The sequence below is a fragment of the Bacillus sp. E214 genome, from assembly GCF_008087365.1.
In the GTDB taxonomy this organism is placed as follows: Bacteria; Bacillota; Bacilli; order Bacillales; family Pradoshiaceae; genus Pradoshia.
On record NZ_VENN01000002.1, the window covers coordinates 260044 to 282344 of the forward strand.

21 protein-coding genes and 1 pseudogene are annotated in these 22301 nt (G+C 32.3%); 20 read left to right on the forward strand and 2 right to left on the reverse strand.

What is annotated here, in order from left to right; genetic code table 11:
- Window positions 1–279: 279 nt before the first annotated feature.
- The 15 genes from galU (at window position 280) to wecB (ending at window position 16966) form a co-directional block, all read left to right on the forward strand.
- Window positions 280–1155 (forward strand): UTP--glucose-1-phosphate uridylyltransferase GalU, encoded by an 876-nt coding sequence (galU, locus tag FHY47_RS10555; RefSeq protein ID WP_148630469.1) that lies wholly within the window; start codon window positions 280–282, stop codon window positions 1153–1155.
- A gap of 56 nt (window positions 1156–1211) precedes the next feature.
- Window positions 1212–3041 (forward strand): polysaccharide biosynthesis protein, encoded by a 1830-nt coding sequence (locus FHY47_RS10560; protein WP_148630471.1) that lies wholly within the window; start codon window positions 1212–1214, stop codon window positions 3039–3041.
- A gap of 413 nt (window positions 3042–3454) precedes the next feature.
- Window positions 3455–4585, forward strand: a complete 1131-nt coding sequence (locus FHY47_RS10565) for a DegT/DnrJ/EryC1/StrS family aminotransferase (protein WP_148630473.1) — start codon at window positions 3455–3457, stop codon at window positions 4583–4585.
- Window positions 4585–5250, forward strand: coding sequence for a sugar transferase (locus FHY47_RS10570; protein WP_148630476.1), 666 nt, complete (start codon window positions 4585–4587; stop codon window positions 5248–5250). The genes FHY47_RS10565 and FHY47_RS10570 overlap by 1 nt, the downstream gene beginning before the upstream one ends.
- A complete protein-coding gene (locus FHY47_RS10575) occupies window positions 5247–5777 on the forward strand; it encodes a GNAT family N-acetyltransferase (protein WP_148630478.1) in 531 nt (176 codons plus the stop codon). Before FHY47_RS10570 ends, FHY47_RS10575 begins: the two co-directional genes overlap by 4 nt.
- Window positions 5774–6850 (forward strand): aspartate aminotransferase family protein, encoded by a 1077-nt coding sequence (locus tag FHY47_RS10580; protein WP_148630480.1) that lies wholly within the window; start codon window positions 5774–5776, stop codon window positions 6848–6850. Before FHY47_RS10575 ends, FHY47_RS10580 begins: the two co-directional genes overlap by 4 nt.
- Entirely contained in the window at window positions 6843–7850 is a 1008-nt protein-coding gene (locus FHY47_RS10585; RefSeq protein ID WP_148630482.1) for a GNAT family N-acetyltransferase, read from the forward strand. The genes FHY47_RS10580 and FHY47_RS10585 overlap by 8 nt, the downstream gene beginning before the upstream one ends.
- A gap of 5 nt (window positions 7851–7855) precedes the next feature.
- Window positions 7856–9073, forward strand: a complete 1218-nt coding sequence (locus FHY47_RS10590; RefSeq protein ID WP_187393473.1) for a glycosyltransferase family 4 protein — start codon at window positions 7856–7858, stop codon at window positions 9071–9073.
- Window positions 9073–9864, forward strand: a complete 792-nt coding sequence (locus FHY47_RS10595) for a glycosyltransferase family A protein (RefSeq protein WP_148630486.1) — start codon at window positions 9073–9075, stop codon at window positions 9862–9864. The genes FHY47_RS10590 and FHY47_RS10595 overlap by 1 nt, the downstream gene beginning before the upstream one ends.
- The gene (locus FHY47_RS10600; protein ID WP_148630488.1) at window positions 9861–10811 is read left to right on the forward strand and encodes a glycosyltransferase; all 951 of its coding nucleotides are present in this window, start codon (window positions 9861–9863) and stop codon (window positions 10809–10811) included. Before FHY47_RS10595 ends, FHY47_RS10600 begins: the two co-directional genes overlap by 4 nt.
- A gap of 122 nt (window positions 10812–10933) precedes the next feature.
- Window positions 10934–12298 carry an O-antigen ligase family protein gene (locus FHY47_RS10605; protein ID WP_148630490.1) on the forward strand — a complete coding sequence of 455 codons (1365 nt, stop codon included), beginning with the start codon at window positions 10934–10936 and terminating at the stop codon, window positions 12296–12298.
- Window positions 12299–12315: 17 nt separating this feature from the next.
- On the forward strand, window positions 12316–13053 hold the full coding sequence (locus FHY47_RS10610) for a glycosyltransferase family 32 protein (protein WP_148630492.1): 738 nt from the start codon (window positions 12316–12318) through the stop codon (window positions 13051–13053).
- Window positions 13050–13931, forward strand: coding sequence for a glycosyltransferase family A protein (locus tag FHY47_RS10615; protein ID WP_148630494.1), 882 nt, complete (start codon window positions 13050–13052; stop codon window positions 13929–13931). Before FHY47_RS10610 ends, FHY47_RS10615 begins: the two co-directional genes overlap by 4 nt.
- 157 nt (window positions 13932–14088) lie before the next feature.
- The gene (locus FHY47_RS10620; protein WP_148630496.1) at window positions 14089–15615 is read left to right on the forward strand and encodes an oligosaccharide flippase family protein; all 1527 of its coding nucleotides are present in this window, start codon (window positions 14089–14091) and stop codon (window positions 15613–15615) included.
- Window positions 15616–15865: 250 nt separating this feature from the next.
- Complete coding sequence (gene wecB, locus FHY47_RS10625) at window positions 15866–16966, forward strand: non-hydrolyzing UDP-N-acetylglucosamine 2-epimerase (protein ID WP_148630498.1); 1101 nt, start codon at window positions 15866–15868, stop codon at window positions 16964–16966.
- A 319-nt stretch (window positions 16967–17285) separates the two neighbouring features.
- Here wecB and FHY47_RS10630 read toward each other — a convergent pair.
- Window positions 17286–17476: pseudogene (locus FHY47_RS10630) on the reverse strand (ATP-binding protein); the annotation flags it as partial.
- Window positions 17477–18215: 739 nt separating this feature from the next.
- Between FHY47_RS10630 and FHY47_RS10635 the strand changes: the two are divergent.
- The 3 genes from FHY47_RS10635 to FHY47_RS10640 are packed head-to-tail and all read left to right on the forward strand — an operon-like array spanning window position 18216 to window position 19508.
- A complete protein-coding gene (locus tag FHY47_RS10635) occupies window positions 18216–18443 on the forward strand; it encodes a hypothetical protein (RefSeq protein WP_148630502.1) in 228 nt (75 codons plus the stop codon).
- 50 nt (window positions 18444–18493) lie between these two features.
- On the forward strand, window positions 18494–18745 hold the full coding sequence (locus FHY47_RS18945; RefSeq protein WP_187393474.1) for a hypothetical protein: 252 nt from the start codon (window positions 18494–18496) through the stop codon (window positions 18743–18745).
- A 22-nt stretch (window positions 18746–18767) separates the two neighbouring features.
- On the forward strand, window positions 18768–19508 hold the full coding sequence (locus FHY47_RS10640; RefSeq protein ID WP_187393475.1) for a hypothetical protein: 741 nt from the start codon (window positions 18768–18770) through the stop codon (window positions 19506–19508).
- A 382-nt stretch (window positions 19509–19890) separates the two neighbouring features.
- Here FHY47_RS10640 and FHY47_RS10645 read toward each other — a convergent pair whose 3' ends face one another.
- Window positions 19891–20667 (reverse strand): SGNH/GDSL hydrolase family protein, encoded by a 777-nt coding sequence (locus FHY47_RS10645; RefSeq protein WP_148630506.1) that lies wholly within the window; start codon window positions 20665–20667, stop codon window positions 19891–19893.
- Between the two features lie 199 nt (window positions 20668–20866).
- Between FHY47_RS10645 and FHY47_RS10650 the strand changes: the two genes are divergently transcribed.
- Window positions 20867–21610 carry a YveK family protein gene (locus tag FHY47_RS10650; RefSeq protein ID WP_148630508.1) on the forward strand — a complete coding sequence of 248 codons (744 nt, stop codon included), beginning with the start codon at window positions 20867–20869 and terminating at the stop codon, window positions 21608–21610.
- Complete coding sequence (locus FHY47_RS10655) at window positions 21600–22298, forward strand: CpsD/CapB family tyrosine-protein kinase (RefSeq protein ID WP_148630510.1); 699 nt, start codon at window positions 21600–21602, stop codon at window positions 22296–22298. Before FHY47_RS10650 ends, FHY47_RS10655 begins: the two co-directional genes overlap by 11 nt.
- Window positions 22299–22301: the final 3 nt, after the last annotated feature.

Here is a 22301-nt window from a genome sequence, read left to right on the forward strand (position 1 = left end):
GATGCAAGTCATCAGTAGGATGGTGTGAGGGTGGGTTAGATGCCCATGTTTTTTAAAATTCATGTGAATTGATTATAAGTGTGTATAAAAAAATAAAAATAGCTATAAAAAACGTGCGATTAATTACCCCTAATATTGATTATGAAACATAGTAATTGTAATTGTCTAATAGTTTTTAATTATTTTTTGATAATTGAGAATTTGTACCTAATTATTTTCCCTGAAAATGTAAAATTTATGATTCGTTATATATGGTAGTTGTGAAAAGGAGGCTATACCTTGCAAAAAGTTAGAAAAGCAATTATTCCCGCTGCTGGACTCGGAACGCGATTCCTGCCGGCTACAAAAGCAATGCCGAAGGAAATGCTGCCAATTGTAGATAAGCCGACGATTCAATATATCGTTGAAGAAGCAATCGAGTCTGGGATAGAAGATATCATTATCGTAACCGGTAAAGGGAAGAGATCCATCGAGGACCATTTCGATCATGCGTATGATTTAGAGAATAACTTGATGGAAAAGGGCAAGTTTGATCTTCTCGAAAAAGTACAAGCTCCTTCCAAGGTCGATATCCATTATATCCGTCAAAAAGAACCAAAGGGTTTAGGCCATGCGATCTGGTGTGCTCGTAATTTTATTGGAGATGAACCATTTGCGGTTTTACTTGGTGATGATATTATCCAGGCAGACAAGCCATGTCTTCGTCAATTGATGGATGAATATGAAAAAACATTTTCTTCTATTATAGGTGTTCAGCATGTAGCAATGGAAGAGACCCATCGGTATGGAATCATTGATCCGATTGAGCAAAATGGTCACCGCTATCAGGTGAAGAGTTTTGTAGAAAAGCCGGATAAAGGAACAGCGCCATCCGATTTGGCAATTATGGGCCGTTATATTTTACGTCCGGAAATTTTTAAATTTCTTGGAGAGCAAAATATTGGGGCTGGTGGAGAAATTCAGCTAACTGATGCAATCCAGAAGCTGAATGAGATACAGCGTGTATTTGCCTATGATTTTGAAGGCAAACGTTATGATGTGGGAGAAAAATTAGGCTTCATTGAAACCTCAATTGAATTTGCGCTTCAGGATGAATCCTTGCGTAATGATTTATTGCGCTTTATGGAAGAAAAATTAAAAGTGATAAAAAAATAAACTAATTGGAGATAGGCCGGACACGTACCGGTCTTTTTTAGAGGAGAGGTTTGAACGTGACATACCGTAAAAGGTTGACCACATTGATACTAGTAGATTCCATTATCGTGTTAACGGCTATTTATTGCAGTTACCTTGTCCTCCACCCGTATTTGGATATTTTCAAAATGGAAACCTTATTAATAACCTCTCTGGCATTGTTAATCAGTCATCATGTGTATGCATTTATTTATAAACTTTATAACAAGGCATGGGAATATGCGAGTGTACGAGAGTTAATTGCGATAGTAAAAGCTGTATCGTTTTCAATTTTAACGACTTCTGTCATTCAGTTAATCATATTTCAGGATGTTTACGTACGGGCTTTAGGGATTACCTGGATGCTTCATATTCTTTTGATTGGTGGATCGCGATTTTCTTGGAGAGTTATCAGAGATCGTTACATCAACACTTCTGATGCAACAAAAAAGCGTACGTTAATTATTGGAGCTGGTGCAGCAGGAACGATGGTAGCAAGACAATTGCTCCATAAGATGGACTCTGATTTACTACCTGTTGCATTTATTGATGATGATTTAAATAAACAAAGACTTGAATTCCACGGATTACCGGTTGTAGGTGATACGGCCTTTATTCCGATGGCTGTTGCCTTACATGAGATTGAGGTCATAATTATTGCAATTCCTTCCCTTTCAAAGGGTGAAATCAAGCGTATTTACGAGGAATGCTCAAAAACGATGGCGAAGGTACAAATTATGCCAATGATAGAAGAAATTATGTCTGGTAATGTATCTGTCACACAGTTTAGGGATGTAGAGGTTGAGGATTTATTGGGTCGTGAGCCAATTCAGCTGGATATTAGTAGTATTTCTGATTATGTGGAAGGAAAAACTATTCTAGTTACTGGTGCTGGAGGCTCGATTGGTTCTGAAATATGCCGTCAAATATGCAAGTTTACACCGGGTAAACTCCTGTTGCTGGGACATGGAGAAAACAGCATTTATTTAATCGATATGGAATTAAGAAAACAATATGGTGAATCTATTGAGATCATTCCGATTATTGCAGATATACAGGATCGACATCGGATTTTCGATGTGATGGACGAGTATAAACCTGACGTTATTTACCATGCGGCAGCGCACAAGCATGTACCGTTGATGGAATATAATCCAAGAGAAGCTGTAAAAAACAATATTCTAGGCACTCGGAATGTAGCAGAAGCGGCAGATACGTTTGGGATTGGTACTTTTGTAATGATTTCAACAGACAAGGCTGTGAATCCCCCTAATGTAATGGGAGCAACGAAGCGTTTTGCTGAGATGATTATTCAGAATTTAGCGAAAGAAAGTAAGACGAAGTTTGTTGCAGTACGATTTGGCAATGTATTGGGCAGTCGTGGCAGTGTAATACCACTGTTTAAGAAACAAATCCAAGCTGGTGGTCCAATAACTGTTACACATCCTAATATTACGAGATATTTTATGACGATTCCGGAAGCTTCTCGGCTTGTGATACAGGCAGGAGCATTGGCTCGTGGAGGAGAGATATTTGTTCTTGATATGGGGGAACCTGTTAAAATTGTTGATCTGGCTAAAAATCTAATAACTCTATCAGGTTATTCGGTAGATGAGATTGGAATACAATTTTCTGGCTTAAGGCCTGGTGAGAAGATGTATGAGGAGCTTCTAAATGAGAATGAGGTTCAAAAAGATCAGGTATTTCCTAAAATCTTTATTGGGAAAGCTCAGCCGATGGAGAAGCGTGAACTTTATGAGGTAATTGAGACCCTTCTTGATAAGCATTCTATTGAGATGAAAGAAACGCTTGTTGGGATTGCAAATACGAAGTTTAGTGAGAATCATTCTATAGTGATTGGTGGATAGGAATTAGGTAAAAGAATCTAAATTTATTTCGATTTTGTTTGAATAGAAAATTAGATGCTGTTGGCAAAATAACCTATTTCTAACTCTTAGAAAATCATAATGAGGAATAATCGAGATTTCTTATAGTGTGATCGTTGGTTGGTGAGTTCAAAATTTGAAGTTGCTAACCAACTTTTATGTGATGAATTAAAAGTATTTATCTTTATTGATATAAACTCAAATAACTTTGTTTTTTTTTTTGTGAGTTTTAAGAGTCTAATATCAAATCGCAAATGCCTATAGATTTACGAGATAATTAAAGTAATAGTGGATTTAGTAAAATAATAGTTGGTTTGAAGTAGTGAAAAAGATAGATTTCAATCCAAGTACTAGTTTACTAAAGTATAAATTAATACGGGAAGGAAGTACTCAAAATGAGTTCCACAAAAGTAAAAGAAAGAATATTCCTCTCTTCACCTCATATGAGTGATGAAAGTTATGAAATGCAATTTGTAAAGGAAGCTTTTGATACAAATTGGATTGCGCCTCTTGGTGAAAATGTAAATAGATTTGAAGTAGAGCTAGCCGAAAAGGTCGGTTCTAAAGCTGCAGCGGCGCTTTCTTCAGGAACAGCTGCAATTCATTTGGCTCTTAAAGCAGCAGGCGTAGGAGAAGGGGATATTGTTTTCTGTCCGACACTTACATTCTCTGCAACGGCAAACCCAATTATCTATCAAAATGCAATTCCTGTTTTCATCGATAGTGATTATGAAACTTGGAATATGAGCCCAAAGGCATTAGAAGAAGCATTTGAAAAGTATCCAGAAGTTAAGGCAGTAATTGTTGTTCATTTATATGGTTTGTCTGCTGATATGGATAAGATTATGGAGATTTGTAAGAAACATGGTGTAGTAGTCATAGAAGATGCTGCAGAGTCTTTAGGTACTTACTATAAAGGGAAGCATACAGGAACGTTTGGAGATTATGGCATCTTCTCTTTTAATGGGAACAAGATTATTACAACATCTGGTGGCGGAATGCTAGTTTCAGATAACGTAGAACGTGTTGCGAAGGCTAGATTCTGGGCAACTCAATCAAGAGATCAAGCAAGGCATTATCAACATAGTGAATTAGGATTTAATTATCGTATGAGTAATGTAGTTGCTGGAATTGGTAGAGGACAGCTCAAGGTATTAGATCAAAGAGTAGAAAAGAAAAGGTATATTTTTGAGTACTATAAGTGTGAACTAGGTGAACTTGATGGTGTTCAGTTCACGCCAGGTAATGATTGGGATGCCCCTAACTATTGGTTAAGCTCAATGACTTTATCTGGGAAGATTAGACCAATTGATGTGATGGATGCTCTTGATAAAGAGAATATTGAATCAAGGCCAGTTTGGAAACCAATGCATATGCAGCCGTTCTTCGAAATGTATGATTTTGTTGGATCTGATGTAGCAGAAAAATTATTTAAGAACGGTATTTGTTTGCCATCTGATACGAAGATGACAGATGAGGATTTGAAAAGAGTTTGCAGCATTATTAAGGGGTTGTTTGTGAAATAATGGTGTATTCAAGAGGTGGCATTTACAGAAACTTTCTAAAGAGACCGATAGATTTTATTTTATCATTAATAGCTATTATTGTTCTTAGCCCAGTATTTCTGATAGTAGCTATTCTAGTAAGAACAAAGCTAGGTAGCCCTATTTTGTTTGAGCAAGAAAGACCGGGGCTGAATGAAAAGATATTTACGATGTACAAGTTTCGAACGATGACAAACGAGAGAGAGGGTAATGGAGATCTGCTTCCTGATAATGTTAGATTGACTAAGTTTGGAAGATTTCTACGCTCCACATCTCTTGATGAATTGCCGGAGCTTTTCAATATTTTGAAAGGTGATATGTCATTAGTTGGCCCTCGGCCATTAGCAGTTATTTATCTACCATATTATAACCAAAATGAAAAGATAAGACATACAATAAGACCAGGATTGACAGGATTAGCACAAATAAATGGTCGCAATACAGTAAATTGGGAGGAAAGGTTTGATTATGATATTAAATATGTAGAAAATATCAATGTGTTATTAGATATGTCTATTATATTTAAAACGCTGTTAAAGGTCTTTAAACGAGAAGGAGTAACTGTAAGGGGGACTACAGAAATTGTAAGTTTTCACATTTACAGAGAATCCCAAATGGGTAAAAAAGAGGAGACTTTTACCAAATGAACATTATTAATAAAGAGGGAATAATATTAAGAGCAATTGAACAAGAAGATATGCAACTAATGAAGGACTTAATTAATGATCCGGAAATTGAAAAAATGGTTGTAGGATGGTCTTTTCCAGTATCGAGCTATAAACAGATTAATTGGATTAATAATTTAAGCAATGATACTAGTAGTGTTAGATTTATTATAGATATAAAAAATGTCGGTGCGATTGGTTTAGCATCTCTAAGCAGTATTGACTTTAAAAATGGCACTGCGACTGTGAATATAAAATTGAAGAAAGAAGAGAAAATAAGAAATAAAGGCATAGGTTATAAAGTAATTACAATGTTGATAGATTACGCATTTAGGCAATTAAATTTGAACTGCCTTGTTGCAAATATATTATACTATAATTCTGCTTCACAGAGATTGTTCGAAAAGTGTGGTTTTGTTTGTGAAGGTACACTAAGGAACCGTGTATATAAAGAGGGTGCTTATCAAGATCTCTTATCATATTCTTTATTAAGAAGTGAGCATAAATGAAGGAAATAGGAAGTGAATATTGGTTAAATAATCAAGCGGATGATGCATTAGATATAAGAATTCCATCTTGGTTAAATCTAGGAACTGACAGTAAACTACTATTAAGTGGGCGTACGGCTATTGATTTTGTTTTAAAAGATATACAAAAATACAGAAAAATCAATACTGTTTATTTTCCGTCGTATTGTTGTCAATCCATGATGCAACCATTTATTGACAATGATGTTGATATAATCTTTTATGATGTTCATTTTGAAGAAGAGTTCATATTTAATATAGATACAACAAAAGAATGCGATATATTTTTCGCTGTGAATTATTTTGGTTTTGCAAAAGGAAGAATTGATAGATATATTGAGGAATTTAAACAAAGGAATATTATTGTTATTGAAGATTCTACACATTCTTTTCTATCTAACAAGTCATTTAATGTTCGTTCTGACTATATTGTTGCTAGTCTAAGAAAATGGTTTCCAGTTATAAGTGGCGGCCTTGCAGTTAAATCATTGGGCAGGTTTGATATCTTACCTAAAGAAGAGACACTGGATGAAATGGTTGAGATAAGGAAGGTAGCAATGTTAGAAAAGGCAAAATATATAAGTAATCAGAGGTCGGTAAAAAAATCAGAATTTATACAGAAATACAGTATGGCAAATCAAATCCTTAATAAGGAATATTCTTTGTATAGTATTGATCGAGAATCTTATCGAATTATTCTGACATTAGACTTAGATTCACTTATTAGAAGACGTAAGGAAAATGCCAAAACTATATATGATAAATTACCATTAGTAAAGGGAAAATATAAGTTGGTTTTTTCTGAATTGGAAAGTGGTGATTGTCCCATTTTTATCCCTATAATTTTCCATAGCAATACAGAAAGAAATACTTTAAGGGGACATTTAATTAATAGTAATGTATATTGTCCTGTACACTGGCCTAAACCTACTATATTAAATGAGCAACAAACAACCAGCCTTTATGATAATGGGTTATCCTTGGTGGCCGATCAAAGATATGATGATACTGATATGGAGTATCTAATAAGGAGACTTGAGGAGTTTTATGAATAGATTAACATTTAAGAATAGTAAAGATATTTACTTTGATGATGACTATGGGAAGTTATACGAAAAAGTAGAAGATGGAAAAGCCCGGGTTTTCCGGTTTCAAAGTAAACTTGGTGAAGTGAAATATCAATTTATATTAAGGGAAATACCTATAAAAATAGATGGTGAAGTTTATTACGATATTGTAACTCCAAATGGCTATGGAGGACCGCTGGTTATAGAAAGTAATAATAGGAAGAAAAAAGATTTGGTTTCAGAGTATTTTAAAGCTTTTTCTCATTATTGTGAAGAGAACAATATTGTTAGTGAATTTATCCGATTCCACCCAATGATAAATAATGTTTATGATTTCAAAGATTTCTATGATGTTTCTTGCATTAGAAAAACACTTGGTACGAATTTAAAAGATTATGATGATCCTATACAAAATGAGTTTTCAAAGAGTTGCCGCAAAAATATACGCAAGGCATTAAATAATAAAGTTACTTTTGAGGTTTTGGAAAAGCCATCAGATATTGGTGAATTCAAACAAATTTATTATTCTACAATGGATAGAAATAATGCAACTAACTATTACTACTTTGATGATTCATATTTTGATAATATACTATCATATTTTAAGGATAATATTATAATTGTTAAGGCTATATATGATGATAAGACAATTGCTCAAGGGCTATATTTTGTTTATGAAAAGTATATACACATCCATTTATCAGGAACATTAAGTGAATACCTATACCTTTCACCTGCATATATATTAAGATATGCGGTCACATTATGGGGAAAAGAAAATGGATTTGAGACGATTCATCATGGTGGTGGTCGTACTAATTCGAGTGATGATGGTTTATATAAATTTAAAAAGGGATTTGCTAAAAACACAGAGTTCGATTTTTATATTGGTAAAAAGGTCTGGAATGAAGAAATTTATAAAAAGTTATGTGCAAAAGCTGGTATTAACGATGAAGTAAATTTTTTTCCGGAATACAGGCAGGGATGAAGAATATGGAAGATATCCTGATAATAGCTCACTTTACTCAAGTTCCAGGTGAAATGGGGAATGGAAGATTCAACTACATTGCAGAAAAGATTAACAAACAAAAAGCAACTGTTGAAGTTGTAACAACAAATTTCTCGCACAGGACTAAAAAATATAGAAATGTAACAAAAGAACAAAGAAACACTATTAGTTATAAGCTAACTATGTTAAATGAGCCTGGATATAAGAAGAATGTTTCTCTTAAGCGTTTTTATAGTCATTTCAAGTTAGGAGAAAGTTTAAGAAAATATCTTTTAAATAGGAAGAAACCGGATGTTATTTATTGTTCAGTTCCATCATTGGATGTGGCGAAAGTAGTTGCTGATTACGCTAATTCACATAATATATTTTTTATTATTGATATTCAAGACTTGTGGCCTGAAGCGTTTAAAATGGTGTTTAATATTCCAATAATCAGCAATATTATGTTTTCCCCAATGAAAAAAAGGGCTGATTATATTTATTCCCAAGCAGATGAAATTGTAGCGGTTTCTCAAACTTATGCACAAAGAGCCTTAATTGCAAATAAAAAATGCAAAAATGCTCATAGTGTTTATTTAGGCACTAAATTGGCAGATTTTGATAAGTTAGCTATGAAGAATAGCTATAATAAAAAGCCGAATAATGAAATTTGGTTAGTTTATATTGGTACGTTGGGTCATAGCTATGACATTTATAATGTAATAGATGCTATGAAGATATTAAAAGACAAAGGAATCAATAATATTAAATTTATTGTAATGGGGGATGGACCACTTAAGCAAAGATTTGAGAATTATGCAAAAGATAGTGGGGTATATGCTGAATTTACTGGAAGGTTAAATTATAGTGATATGGTAGGGATTTTAACAGTATGTGATATTGCAATTAATCCGATTAAGGCAGGCTCTGCTGGTAGCATTATAAATAAAGTTGGTGATTATGCAGCTGCAGGATTACCTGTTTTAAATACTCAAGAATCATTAGAGTATAGAAGGTTATTGGACGAATTTAAGGCTGGTTTAAATTGTAAAAGCAATGATTCAGAGGATTTGGCAGATAAATTAAAAATGCTATATGCAGATGATAGACTTAGAAAAACAATGGGGAAAAATAGTCGTAGACTAGCAGAAGTCAAATTTGATAGAAACCAGACTTACAAGCTTATATTCGAATTGCTTTTGTATAATAGGAGTACTAAATAATGAAACTACAAGTTCTTGTATCAACAATGAATCAGAAAGACTATAGCCTTGTACAAAAAATGAATATTCAATCAGATGCAATTTTTGTTAATCAGTGTGATAGATATGGATTTGAGGATTTTGAATATAATGGTAATTCGATTCAATATTTTTCATTTTCAGAAAGAGGTGTTGGTCTTAGTCGAAATAATGGATTGATGAGATCTACAGCTGATATTTGTTTGTTTGCAGATGAAGATGTTACTTATATTGATAACTATTATGAAATAGTATTAAAGGCTTTTGGAGAAAATCCTAAAGCTGATGTTATTCTATTTAATGTACCAAGTAAAAACCCTGATAGACCAGCACATTTAACTAAAAAAAATAGTAGAGTTAGATGGTATAACTGTCTAAAATATGGTGCTGTCCGAATAGCGGTGAAAAGTGACAGTTTAAAACAAGCAAATATTTACTTCTCGCTTTTATTTGGTGGTGGAGCTAAATATAGTGCGGGTGAGGATAGTCTATTTGTATCTGAGTGTGTTAAAAAAAAATTAAAGGTATATGCAGTTCCATCTATAATCGGTTATGTTAGTCAAGAGGATTCTTCTTGGTTTGAAGGATATACGGATAGATATTTTTACGATAAGGGAGTATTTTATTACTGTTTATCAAAAAAGTGGGCGAAGATACTGTGTTTACAATTTATAATAAGGCACTCTAAAATGTTTAAACATGAAAAGACTTTAAAAGAAGCATTTATGTTAATGAGTAAAGGAATAAGAGATGTTAAAAGGGTGAAAAGATGAAACCGAAAATGTCGATTGTAGTTCCTGTATATAATGTGGAGAAATATTTAGATAAATGTATTCAGAGTTTAATTGATCAGACATATAAAGATATAGAGATTATTCTTGTCAATGATGGTAGTCCGGATAATTGCCCTCAAATCTGTGAGAGCTATGAAAAAAGAGATCCAAGAGTTATAACAATTCACAAAGAAAATGGTGGTTTATCTGATGCTAGAAATGCTGGGTTGAAAACAGCAACCGGAGAATACATCTTATTTGTCGATTCTGATGACTTTATTGAATTAAATACTTGCGAGATGTTTGTAAAGGTGATTAGCAATAAACGTCCAGATATTATAGTAGGTAATGCTAAGAGAATAGAAGAAAATCATACTTCTCCTATGTGCCATAATGTTAATAATAATGGTCAAATATTAACAGGTGAAGATTATTTAAAAAGAGAATTAAAAAAAGGTAATATGTATATGGCTGCATGGTTAAATTTATATAAAAGAGATTTTCTTATAATAAATAATTTAGAATTTGAGGTAGGTCTCTTACATGAGGATGAGCATTTTACTCCAAGAGCTTTTCTGAAAGCGAAAAAAGTACTTGGAACAGATATTACTTTTTATAATTATTTAATTAGGGCTGGATCGATTACAAATCAAAAGGGCAAGATCAAGAATGCAGAACATATAATTAAAATATGCAAAGAATTGGAAAGATTATATAGTGAAATTAAAGATAATGAATTAAAAAGTTTACTAAATGACAATTTGGTTCAGAAATATCTTAATACCTTCCAAGTTGCTGGATTGCATAGAAAACAGTACAAGTATCTTGTTGATAAAAACTTTCTGAAAAGAAACGCTTATACTAAAAGGACCAAATTAAAAGTAGTAATATTAACTTTTAGTAAACATCTATATTACTATTTGAACATAATTAACAACCGCTTATAGACATTATAATAATTTATCCTTTCGGGGTAAAACATCTCCGTAATCCTAATTCAATCAAATAAAATAAGTATTAACTCCTAGAAGTTCTGGGAAATAAATTATAATTAGAGTTGATTATAAAAATGAAAAAGTCGAAATTAAACAGTCTGGTGGTTATTACTAGATTGTTTATTATTTTAATGATAACAGTATCGTTCGGTATTTCTGAAATTAATGAATCTACTTTATTTTCGTTAATATCCTTATTGCTGATATTGATTTTAATCCTAACACAGGATTGTATTGAGGATTTTTACCTCTTTTTAGTACTGATTCCTTTTTCGGCATTAATTAGTATTAATGATAGAGGGGTATTATTTATCTTTTTGGGAATCGCAATAATTAAATTATTACAAAAAGATACGAGGGTTACTGTAATTTATGTATTATCATCGTTAATTTTATTAATACTTGAGACTATAAATGATTTGTTTTTTGTATCTATTGGAAATTTTTTGAATATATTTATGATGTTGCTTTATTTTATCTGTTTTATTGGTTTCGTAGATTTAAAGAAATATAATCACTTTAAGGCTGTAAACTATTTCACTCTCTCAGTTTTAGTTGTTATTATTGTAACCTCAATAGATTCTGGTGGGCTATTTGCAGGTCTTGAGATAAATGACAATATATCGGAAAGTAGATTCGGTGAGCAAACTAGAAATCTAGGAGGGGCAATGGGTATACCAGTCTATTGTTTATTATTAATAACGATGCATATAAGTTATTTGTTAAATAATCCTAATTTTCGTTATAAACAATATAGCTATCTTATTATATTAGCCTCATTTATTGTAGGTTTTTTATCAATCTCTCGTATTTATTTAGTGGGTTTAACAGTTATCCTAATATTATTACTTATGTATTCTTTTAAGAAACCTAAATCCATTTTTATGTTTATCTTAATTGTTGGAATTATGAGTTTTATATTCATAATTAATAATGAGGAAATTGTAGTTAGAGTATTGGATTTATTTCAAGAAAGAATAGAACCAGGTGGAGGCTCTAATGAACATTATGACGTTAGATTTAAGATTTATGAAGATAGCTTTAAGTACCTTCTGGAACATCCGAAAGCGTTAATGTTTGGACTTGGTATTAATAATTATGCTCAGATTGGTCTACAAGAAGGTTATTTGTTTAGCGCATGGGCACACAATTTATATATAGATGCCATATTATCATTTGGTTTTATAGGGTCTATATTTATTATTATTATATTATGGAGTTTTTATTCAAAGTGTAAAATCTATCGTGGTAATCCTCAAGTTAATATTAGTAAATTAATTCCAGCTTTAACTTTAGGTACTATATTTTTAACCGAAGGATCACTTAATGAGTTTAAAATATATATTATTATACTTTTATTAATTCTCCATGTTTTTTTTGTAGAACGTCATTCTAAAAATAGCCCAATTTTAAATGTAAACAGGAAACCAAATAAATAAACTTTAGGAGGATTTTGGTGAAAAAAAAGATACCCAAAATTATTCATTATTGTTGGTTCGGTAAGAACCCATTACCTGATTTGGCATTAAAATGTATTGAAAGTTGGAAAAGGCATTTACCTGATTATGAAATAATGGAATGGAATGAAGATAATTTTGACATAAACTCAAACCAGTATGTTAAACAAGCGTATGAATCGGGTAAATGGGCGTTTGTAACTGATTACGTAAGATTGTATGCATTATATAATTACGGTGGAATTTATATGGATACTGATGTTGAGGTACTTAGGCCACTGGATTCATTTTTAAATCATAATGCTTTTAGTGGCTTTGAATCAAATACTACTATACCGACTGGTATAATCGGTTCAACAAAATATAATGAATGGATCAAAATTTTATTGGATGATTATAATTCAAGAAGTTTTATCAAAAGGGATTCTTCATTTGATTTAACAACTAACGTTGAAACAATAACAAAAATCACGAAGAGTAAATACAACTTACAAGAAAATAATATGTATCAAGTACTATCGGATGATATACATCTTTATCCAAGTGAATGGTTCTGTCCATTTAATATAACAACAGGTAAACTCGAGATTACACCTAATACACATACTATTCATCACTTTTCTGGATCGTGGCTTTCTAAACGACAAAAAATTAAACGAAGAATCATATATTTATTAGGAAAAAAAATCACTAATAAATTTATAAAAATAAAGAGGAAATTAAGAGTGAGAACATGAACTTTTTAACTATATTTACTCCTACATATAATAGAGAAGATATGTTAAGTAATTTATATATATCATTATGTAATCAAACTAATAAGAATTTTAAATGGTTAATTGTAGATGATGGTTCTACCGATAGAACTTCGAGTTTAGTAAATCTATGGATAAAAGAAGATAGAATTAAAATAGAATATCATAAGCAATTAAATTCAGGGAAACATATAGCACATAATTTAGCGCTTTCTATCATAAATACTGATTACTTTTTATGTGTGGATTCTGATGATATTCTTGCTCCAAAAGCAGTTGATATTATTTATTCTTATGTTAACTTTGAAAAGGATAGTAACATATTGGGATTTTACGGGAGAAAAGGAGATTTAAATGGTAATCCCACAGGTTCGAATTGGCCATTAAATAAGAAATATTCCCATTTAAATGAGTTATACTTTAAAGATAAATTTAAAGGCGAAGCAGTTATCATACTGAAAACAAAATTAATAAAACAATATGTGTTTCCGTACTTTGAGGGTGAAAAGTTTGTTACTGAAAGTGTTTTTTATGATCAAATTGATAATATTGCACCAATGAGGCTTATGAATGAGATTATTTATCTTTTCGAATATCAAACGGATGGATATACAAACCAAGGAATTAATTTGTTCTTTAATAACCCAAAGGGGTATGCATATTTCTTAAAACAAAGAGCTACTACATATGGAGATTTTATTTTAAAAGTCAAATATGCAGCCCAATATTTTGCTTGGTTAAGAACTGTAAAGGTTCATGATGAATTTCCAAATATAAAAATTCCTTTGAAAATAATGGTGGTAGGTAAGGTATTATCCAAATATTATGAAAAAAAATATTCTTTTTTATATAACACATAAAAAAATGCCTCTTATTAATTGAGAATTGTAGAGAAAATCAATGTTAAGAAATGATTTTATGGCATATAAGGTAAATGGATATATATATATATATATATATATATATTCTATGCCGTAATCTGTATATTAAAAGTAATTTAAAAAGAAGGTAAGATAGTTGAAGGTTAATCAACTTAAGGTGGGAGCAATATTATCGTATTTATCCCTATTTCTAAACAATATTATTGGAATATTATATACACCAATTATGTTGCGATTATTAGGTCAATCTGAATATGGTATATATTCTTTATCTGCATCAGTAATTGGTTACCTAACATTATTAGATTTAGGTTTTAGTAATGCAATTGTTCGTTTTACTACTGAATACCATAATAAAGGTAATAAAGAAAAAGAGTATAGGCTTTATGGGATGTTCCTAATAATATATTTAATTTTAGGTATAATAGCTGGGATAGTTGGTTTCATTCTTTATTTAAATGTCGATGTTCTTTTTGCGACTTCTTTATCTCCAAAGGAGATTTATAAGACAAAATCAGTTATGTTTATTCTATTAATTAATATAGTTTTAACATTCCCTTTAAGTATATTTAGTTCTATTATAGTTGCACATGAAAAGTTTGTTTTTCAAAAAAGTCTAATTATAATTAAAAATATATTAAATCCTTGTATAATGTTACCGTTGTTATTAAACGGATATGCATCCATTGCGATGGTAACAGTTAGTTCTTTACTTAATGTGTTAATATTAATAATTAATTTATTGTATTGTTTTAAAAAATTAAAAATAAAACTTATATTTGGTGGAATTAAGTTTAAGTTACTTAAAGAAATTTCGACATACTCTTTTTTTATCCTTCTTACGGTGATTGTTGATAAGGTGTATTTAAGTACCGGACAGTTTATATTGGGTATTTCAACTGGAACCGTAGCAGTAGCGGTTTATTCTATTGCATTACAACTCTGTAATTATTATTCATCTTTATCATTTGCTATCAGTGGAGTGTTATTTCCGAGGATTACAAAAATGGTTTCCAATAATGTAAGTGAAAAGGAATTAACAGATACTTTTATTAGAATGGGTAGATTGCAGTTCCTCATATTATCTATAGTCTTAAGCGGTTTTGTGGTTTTTGGAAAAGAGTTTATTATACTTTGGGCTGGCAATGGCTATGAAATTGCTTATTATGTAGCCTGTATTATAATGATTCCCTTTACCATTGACCTAATACAAAATACCGGTATTTCTATATTACAGGCTAAAGATAAACATAAGTTTCGTTCAGTATTACTTATTATGATTGCATTCATGAATATAGTTTTATCAATTTTGTTTGTTGAATACTGGGGAATAATTGGTGTGGCGTTTGCTACAGGGATTAGTCGGCTAATAGAGAATATAATAATGAATATATATTATTCTAAATTAATTTTAATAAATATTAGAAAGTTTTGGATGAGTTTATTTGAGTTATTAATTCCTTTTATCTTGGCAACTGCTATGGGAGCCTTTATAAATAGTTTAATCGATCAAACATCGGTTGGTTTCTTTGTTTTGAAAGTTTTGATATTTTCACTAGTGTATGTTGGTTTAATATGGAATTTTGGTATGAATTATTATGAAAAAAATATAATTATTAGTTTAATTAATAAGATTAAATCACTTTATAAAAGATCTTTGTAAATAAAGCAAAATGTTTGTATGGTTATCTAAAAAGGGCAATATATTTAAAAAAATTACTGTATAAACCAACCGATCTAGACAAGATTTGTTTATTTCTATCCCCGTTTAATATCTAAAGGATATTAAACGGGGATAGAGAAGCGAATAAGTTTAAATATTCATCTTTCAAATGATTTGTATAAATCGGAGAAAAGAATATATAGGTAGGATTTTAGGTATAAAAATAGTTTGAATTAAGGTTGGTAGATAAATGAGGAAAAAAATAATGGTTGTATTTGGAACGAGACCAGAAGCTATTAAAATGTGTCCTTTAGTTAGAGAATTAAAAATAAGGAATACATTAGAGACAATTGTATGTGTAACCGGTCAACATAGAGAAATGTTAGATCAGGTTTTAGATGCATTTGATGTTGTACCAGACTTTGATTTATTGATTATGAAAGCAAAGCAAACTTTATTTGATGTAACCATAAATATACTAGAAAAAATGAAGGAAGTATTGGAAGAAGTAAAGCCGGATGTTGTGTTAGTACATGGGGATACATCTACAACTTTTGTCACGTCTTTAGCATGTTTTTACTTACAAATTCCGATTGGACATGTAGAAGCAGGGTTAAGAACTTATAATATATATTCGCCTTTTCCAGAAGAGTTTAATCGTCAGGCTGTAGGTATTGTTGCAAAGTATAATTTTGCCCCTACTGAAGTGTCTAAACTGAATCTTTTGAAAGAAGGAAAAGAACCTTCTACTGTTTATGTAACTGGTAATACTGCTATTGATGCACTCAAAACGACGGTAAGAGAAGGCTATTCACATGAACAACTTGTTTGGGCAGCAGATAGTAGACTTATAATGATAACTGCCCATAGAAGAGAGAATCTTGGAGAACCAATGCGAAATATGTTTAGAGCAATTAAAAGAATTGTGGAAGAGCATCTAGATATTAAGGTTATTTATCCCATCCATATGAACCCAGCTGTCAGAGAGGCAGCAAACGAAATCCTCGGTGACAATGAAAGAGTGAGAATTATTGAGCCGTTAGAAGTGCTAGATTTTCATAATTTCCTTTCTAAATCATATTTAATCCTGACGGATAGTGGTGGGATTCAAGAAGAAGCGCCAAGCTTAGGAAAACCGGTTTTGGTTATGAGGGATACTACTGAGAGGCCTGAAGGAATAGAAGCTGGAACACTTAAGTTAGTAGGTACTGATGAAGAAAACATATATAAGAACTTCAAGCTACTCCTTGGAGATAAAGAAGAATATGAAAAAATGAGTAAAGCTAGTAACCCATATGGTGATGGTTTTGCAAGTAAAAGAATTGCTGATGTATTAGAAGGAAAATGGTGATTTCCTATCAATTCCTTAGGAATGGCTCCGTATCCTACCTTTCATTTAAATTAGCGGGCCTATGAAATATAACAATTCAAAAAGGCGGAGAAATCCTAAACGATTTCTCCGCCTTTTTAGAAATAAATACTTAAAATCCTCTAACGTACTGTTGCCTCTTTAATAAATATCTAAATGAGTTCGATACAGATATATTATATTAATACTAAAAAAGGAGATTTAAAACAGCCTAAATTAGTTATCTCTTCTTTTTCTCTCCTTAGTGTCAATAATGTATAAAAATCCACCAATTTCAGCGGTCAAAAAATCCCCATTTTCATCACTTAATTAGTACAGGTTGAATTCCAGATTTCTGTTTTTCTCGCAGTCTATAAGATTCTCCCTTCATATTAAACGTAGTGGAGTGGTGAAGCAGCCGGTCTAACACTGCCGTAGCTAAGACATCATCTCCGAAGTATTCCTCCATCCAATATAAGATTTGTTAGAGGTAATAATAGAGCATGCCTCATATTTCTTCGGAAATATATGAGATAATAGAATAGGTTCGCACTAAGCTAAGATCCCCCCTTCATTTAAAATCGGGACATTAAAGTTAGATAGCTTGTTGACCAAACGAACAGTGATCCTACGGAAATTTGCTCACAGAGCTAGCCTTCCAGTCAAGTGGCAGGCATTTATATAATTCGGTTGATTTAGTTATCGATAATTACTCAACAAAAGGAGATGCTATTTTTATTTATAATAAGGTAAGCGTCTCGTTTGGCCGTATATCGATGTAGTTGGCGCAGTTATTATTAATGCTATCCTAGCAGAATTAGTTAAAATAATAGCTTTGACCCACCGATCTTTCCGAGTGGAAACAACGATGGAGCGGATCTACACGGTTAGTTGAAAAATACCATGAAAGAATTGCTGTGTTGAAATAGCAAATCATATATTTAGTCTTGGTAATTGTTATAACTATCTTACATCATTTGTAGAGAGAAGTTCTTTTTATCAATTATCAATTCAACATTTTACAAGCGTGGTACAATCTAAATCTTCCCTTTATTATGGAGGGTTTATTTTTGGGTTAATTAAGTGAAATCCGTAGTGTATTTGTAAACAAAAGTAGAAGTATATAGTTAAATATGGATGGCATTAATTTCGTAGTATAATATGAATGTTTTTGAAATTATTTTATGTATTACTAAATGGTGTATGTAATTTTTGGTTTTATGAGGAGTGACTGTACGTTAAGAATTTCAAAATGATATTTATTCTTTTCTTAGTGAGTTTTTTGTTGATCGTTGGAAAATCAGAAGCTTCTGCATTTCAACAAAAAGTACCTGATGGATTTATTGGTATTTATAATCCGGAAGATTTACATAATATCCGTAATGATTTAAGTGGTCATTATATTTTAATGAATGATATAGACCTCTCACAGGTTATATCTCCGGATGGGGAATATATAACGGTGCTTATAGCGGAGTAACTATAACAGCCAAGAGAAACGAAATCTTTATTGGCGACCTTACAGGGCATATGACGAACTCTACGATTAAAAATAGTTTTAGCTATGGAAATATTACCGCCAACAAACCTAAAATCAATGGACACTTAACAGCAGGAACTCTATCCGGTTTCGCGAACAGTTCTTCCTCAATTATGAATAGTTATAGTATTGGTAGATTGGCTGTGTTTGGTAAAGCGTATAACAGTACTACCAATGTTCTTTCGAAGGGAAGTAAATACTTATTATCACAAGGATCATCTCTCCGAGCCATCCAGTGGTGAGCTTTCCAGAACTATTGAGCAATTGAAAGAACAATCAACCTATCAAGGATTTGATTTTGATAATGTTTGGATAATGGATAAGGAGTCTATATATCCCTTTCCAAAACTCAGATCAACTCAATTACAGCTTAGTGAGAACACTACAGATTTTGCCGGTGGAATGGGAACAGCGTTTAGTGCTTATCAAATTTCAAAGCCGGAACATTTACAAGCTATTAGAGGAAAGGAAAATTCCTTTTTTGAGCTTGTGAATGATATTAATCTATCGGCTATCTCGGCATATGAGCCAATAGGAACTGTCGCTACTCCATTTGCAGGTTCACTGAATGGTAATGGGTATTCCATTTCCGGTATGAATATTGATATGATTGCTGATAAGGAAATAACAGCTGGATTATTTGGATATGTCGCCTTTTCAAATATAAAGGATGTTAAGGTAGTTGGTAGTACTATTAAGGTTAGCAGAAGCAATGTTAAGAAGATGGTCTATGCCGGTGGATTAGCCGGGTCTATTACGGATTCCGGAATAATGGGGAGCACTGTTAACAATAACATTTCTTTGAAATCGAGATATATCATTTATACTGGCGGAATAGCTGGACAAATTTCTAATAGTGACCTATCAAATAGTGGGAATATAGGTTACATATACACCGAATCACTTGATTATGAGAGTTATACTGGAGGATTACTCGGTACTGCTTTAGACTCAAGTATTAAAAAAGTTTATAACAGTGGAAAAGTTGAAGCCAGTTCTATCTAGGTTTTAGGTTAAGGATATTAAATCCATTTCATTGACCAATTAAAAGTATATAAAAAGAATGAAACAGAGTGCATAAGATTCCCGCTTCACCAAGTTGAATATGAAGTGGAGTCTTATGGACCAAAAGAATAACTAAAGCTATAATTCGATCTGTACTAATTAAGTGACAAAAATTCTCATTAATGTTATTCGTGCCTCGATAGTCCTTTACACAGGAATGTCATAAGCGTTTAATTTACGAGGAGTCCTACAGCTTCAAAATCTACATGTTTTTACGAGAAAATACGTAAGCCATCTTAATTGAACCGCTGATTACCGAACATACTTAAAATAGTGTGAGAGTCGGGGGGGGGTAATCCCCCTGCCTCCATCCTACTTCAATTTAAATTCCGAACAACTCATATACCTCATTGCTCCAAATTTGAATTCCCTGTTCGTTCGGAGCGCTTTTATCCTCTTTCAAATACTCCATCAATTCGGCTTCATTCTTATAATCAGGCCATTCAGTCCAGTGATTAATATACGTAATATTATTTTCTGCTGCATATTCCTTTAAAGCATCTACTTGTGTCGGGTAGATGATTGCATTTGGAATAGGGTGAGGCGGCATCAAAATGACAAAAAGATCTTCATTAATAGACTTCAATTCTTGGATAATAGTTGTAATATTTTCGTGATTTTCCTCCACTTCCACGACTCCGTTATCTGCCAATGTGAAAGCTTCAAGAATCAGAACATCAGGGTTGGCATCCTGATAATCACTGATTAGACCCTCTTTTATTAATTCGGTGGATGTACCGTTAAATTCTATATGAGATACAGCAATACCCTCTTCAAACTCTTCTTGTAATTCCCAACTAATTGTTTTTCCAAGGCCGTTATCTTGATCGCCCAATGCTTTGGAACCCGCAATCAAAACATTAGCTTTTTCATGTTTACTGATTCCTTTTTCAAGCGCGCTCTTTAGTTCTTGATTTTTAACATTCTTATATAAAGAGCCGGTGCTCTTTTCTGTGTTCATTTCTTTTTTTTCTTCAGTTTGCTTTTTTTCACTATTCATCGCTACAGTTTCTTCAATTTGATTATTCCAGCTTGTTTGTCCGAAAACTAAAACAATGAAAGTGAATAAGGTAAGTAAAAGCGTTGTTATATATTTCATTTTCCATCCTCCACATTGACAAATTTATTATAATAATATAATTAATAATATATTATATATTATATATTTTTTTGAATTAAAATAAAAATCCACTATTTTTTTCAAGTTTATCACTGTTTTGTGAAATTCCAGAAAAAGTAAAGGTGTTCAAAAAGATATTATAGTATAATATCTATTATTATTTTAATCGGAGGGCGAAATGGAAGAAACTATCAGCTTGAAGGATTTGTTTGCAACCTTAAAAAAACGTGCATGGTTCATTACTATGATTACTGTTTTGGCCATTTTGATAAGCGGAGTAACAAGCTTTTTTATTATGACTCCAGTCTATCAATCTTCTACACAGCTACTTGTTAATCAGGCTAAAACAGACCAAGCTGCGTATAACTACAATGAGGTTCAAACAAATCTGCAACTCATTGAAACATATAATGTCATTATGAAAAGTCCGGCTATATTGGATAAGGTAATTAAGGAACTTAGATTAGAGCTAACAGTAGACGAGCTCACTGGAAAAATTACGGTAGCAAGTGAAAAGAATTCTCAGGTTGTAAACGTATCAGTTACAGATGAGGATCCGCACATGGCTGCTAAAATAGCCAATACGACAGCAGATATTTTTAAAGAAGAAATCGTTGAAATCATGAACGTGGATAATGTAAGCATTCTTGCGAAAGCAACGGTTTCAGATAATGATTCACCGATTAAACCACAGCCGTTACTTAATATTGCGATTGCGATGGTAGTAGGTTTGATGGTCGGTGTCGGATTAGCATTTTTGATGGAGCATTTGGACCATACAATCAAAACCGAGCAGGATATCGAACGAATCCTTGATTTGCCGGTTATTGGTGTGATTGGTGTTATTGAAGCGGATAATGCGCAAATGGAAGCGAGAGCAAGAACGAAGCGATCAGGAAGAGGTGGGCAGCATGGCGCGTAATAAGGGAAAACAAACTGGAAATCGAAATCAACGAAAACTAATCACCATGTGGGATGCAAAATCACCGATCTCAGAGCAGTATCGTACGCTTCGTACGAACATTCAGTTTTCCTCGGTTGATGAAGAAATTCAAACGATGTTAATAACGTCTTCCGGTCCGGCAGAAGGAAAGTCAACTACTGCAGCTAATATAGCGGTTGTGTTTGCTCAACAGGGAAAACGTACATTATTTATCGATGCGGATTTGCGTAAGCCATCTTCACACTACACATTTTCTTTTACAAACACTTTTGGATTAACGAGTGTTTTAACGAAACATTCCAGTTTAGAAGAAGCTGTTAATGTTATTGAACCGCTTGGATTGCATGTGTTAACGAGTGGCCCAATACCTCCAAATCCAGCTGAGTTATTGTCATCAAAAGCAATGAAAGAGCTGATTAACGAGGCAAAGAATGACTATGATTTGATTATTATTGATACTCCGCCTGTAACGGCTGTCACAGATGCTCAAATTATATCAAGTCTTTGCCAAGGCATAGTTCTGGTAGTCAGCAGTGGTAAAACTCAGATAGAGGATGCAATTAAAACAAAGGAACTACTGACCAAAACGGGTACTAAAATTCTCGGAGCTGTTCTTAATAACAAACAAATGAAGGATAATACCTATTATTACTACGGTAATCATTAGAGT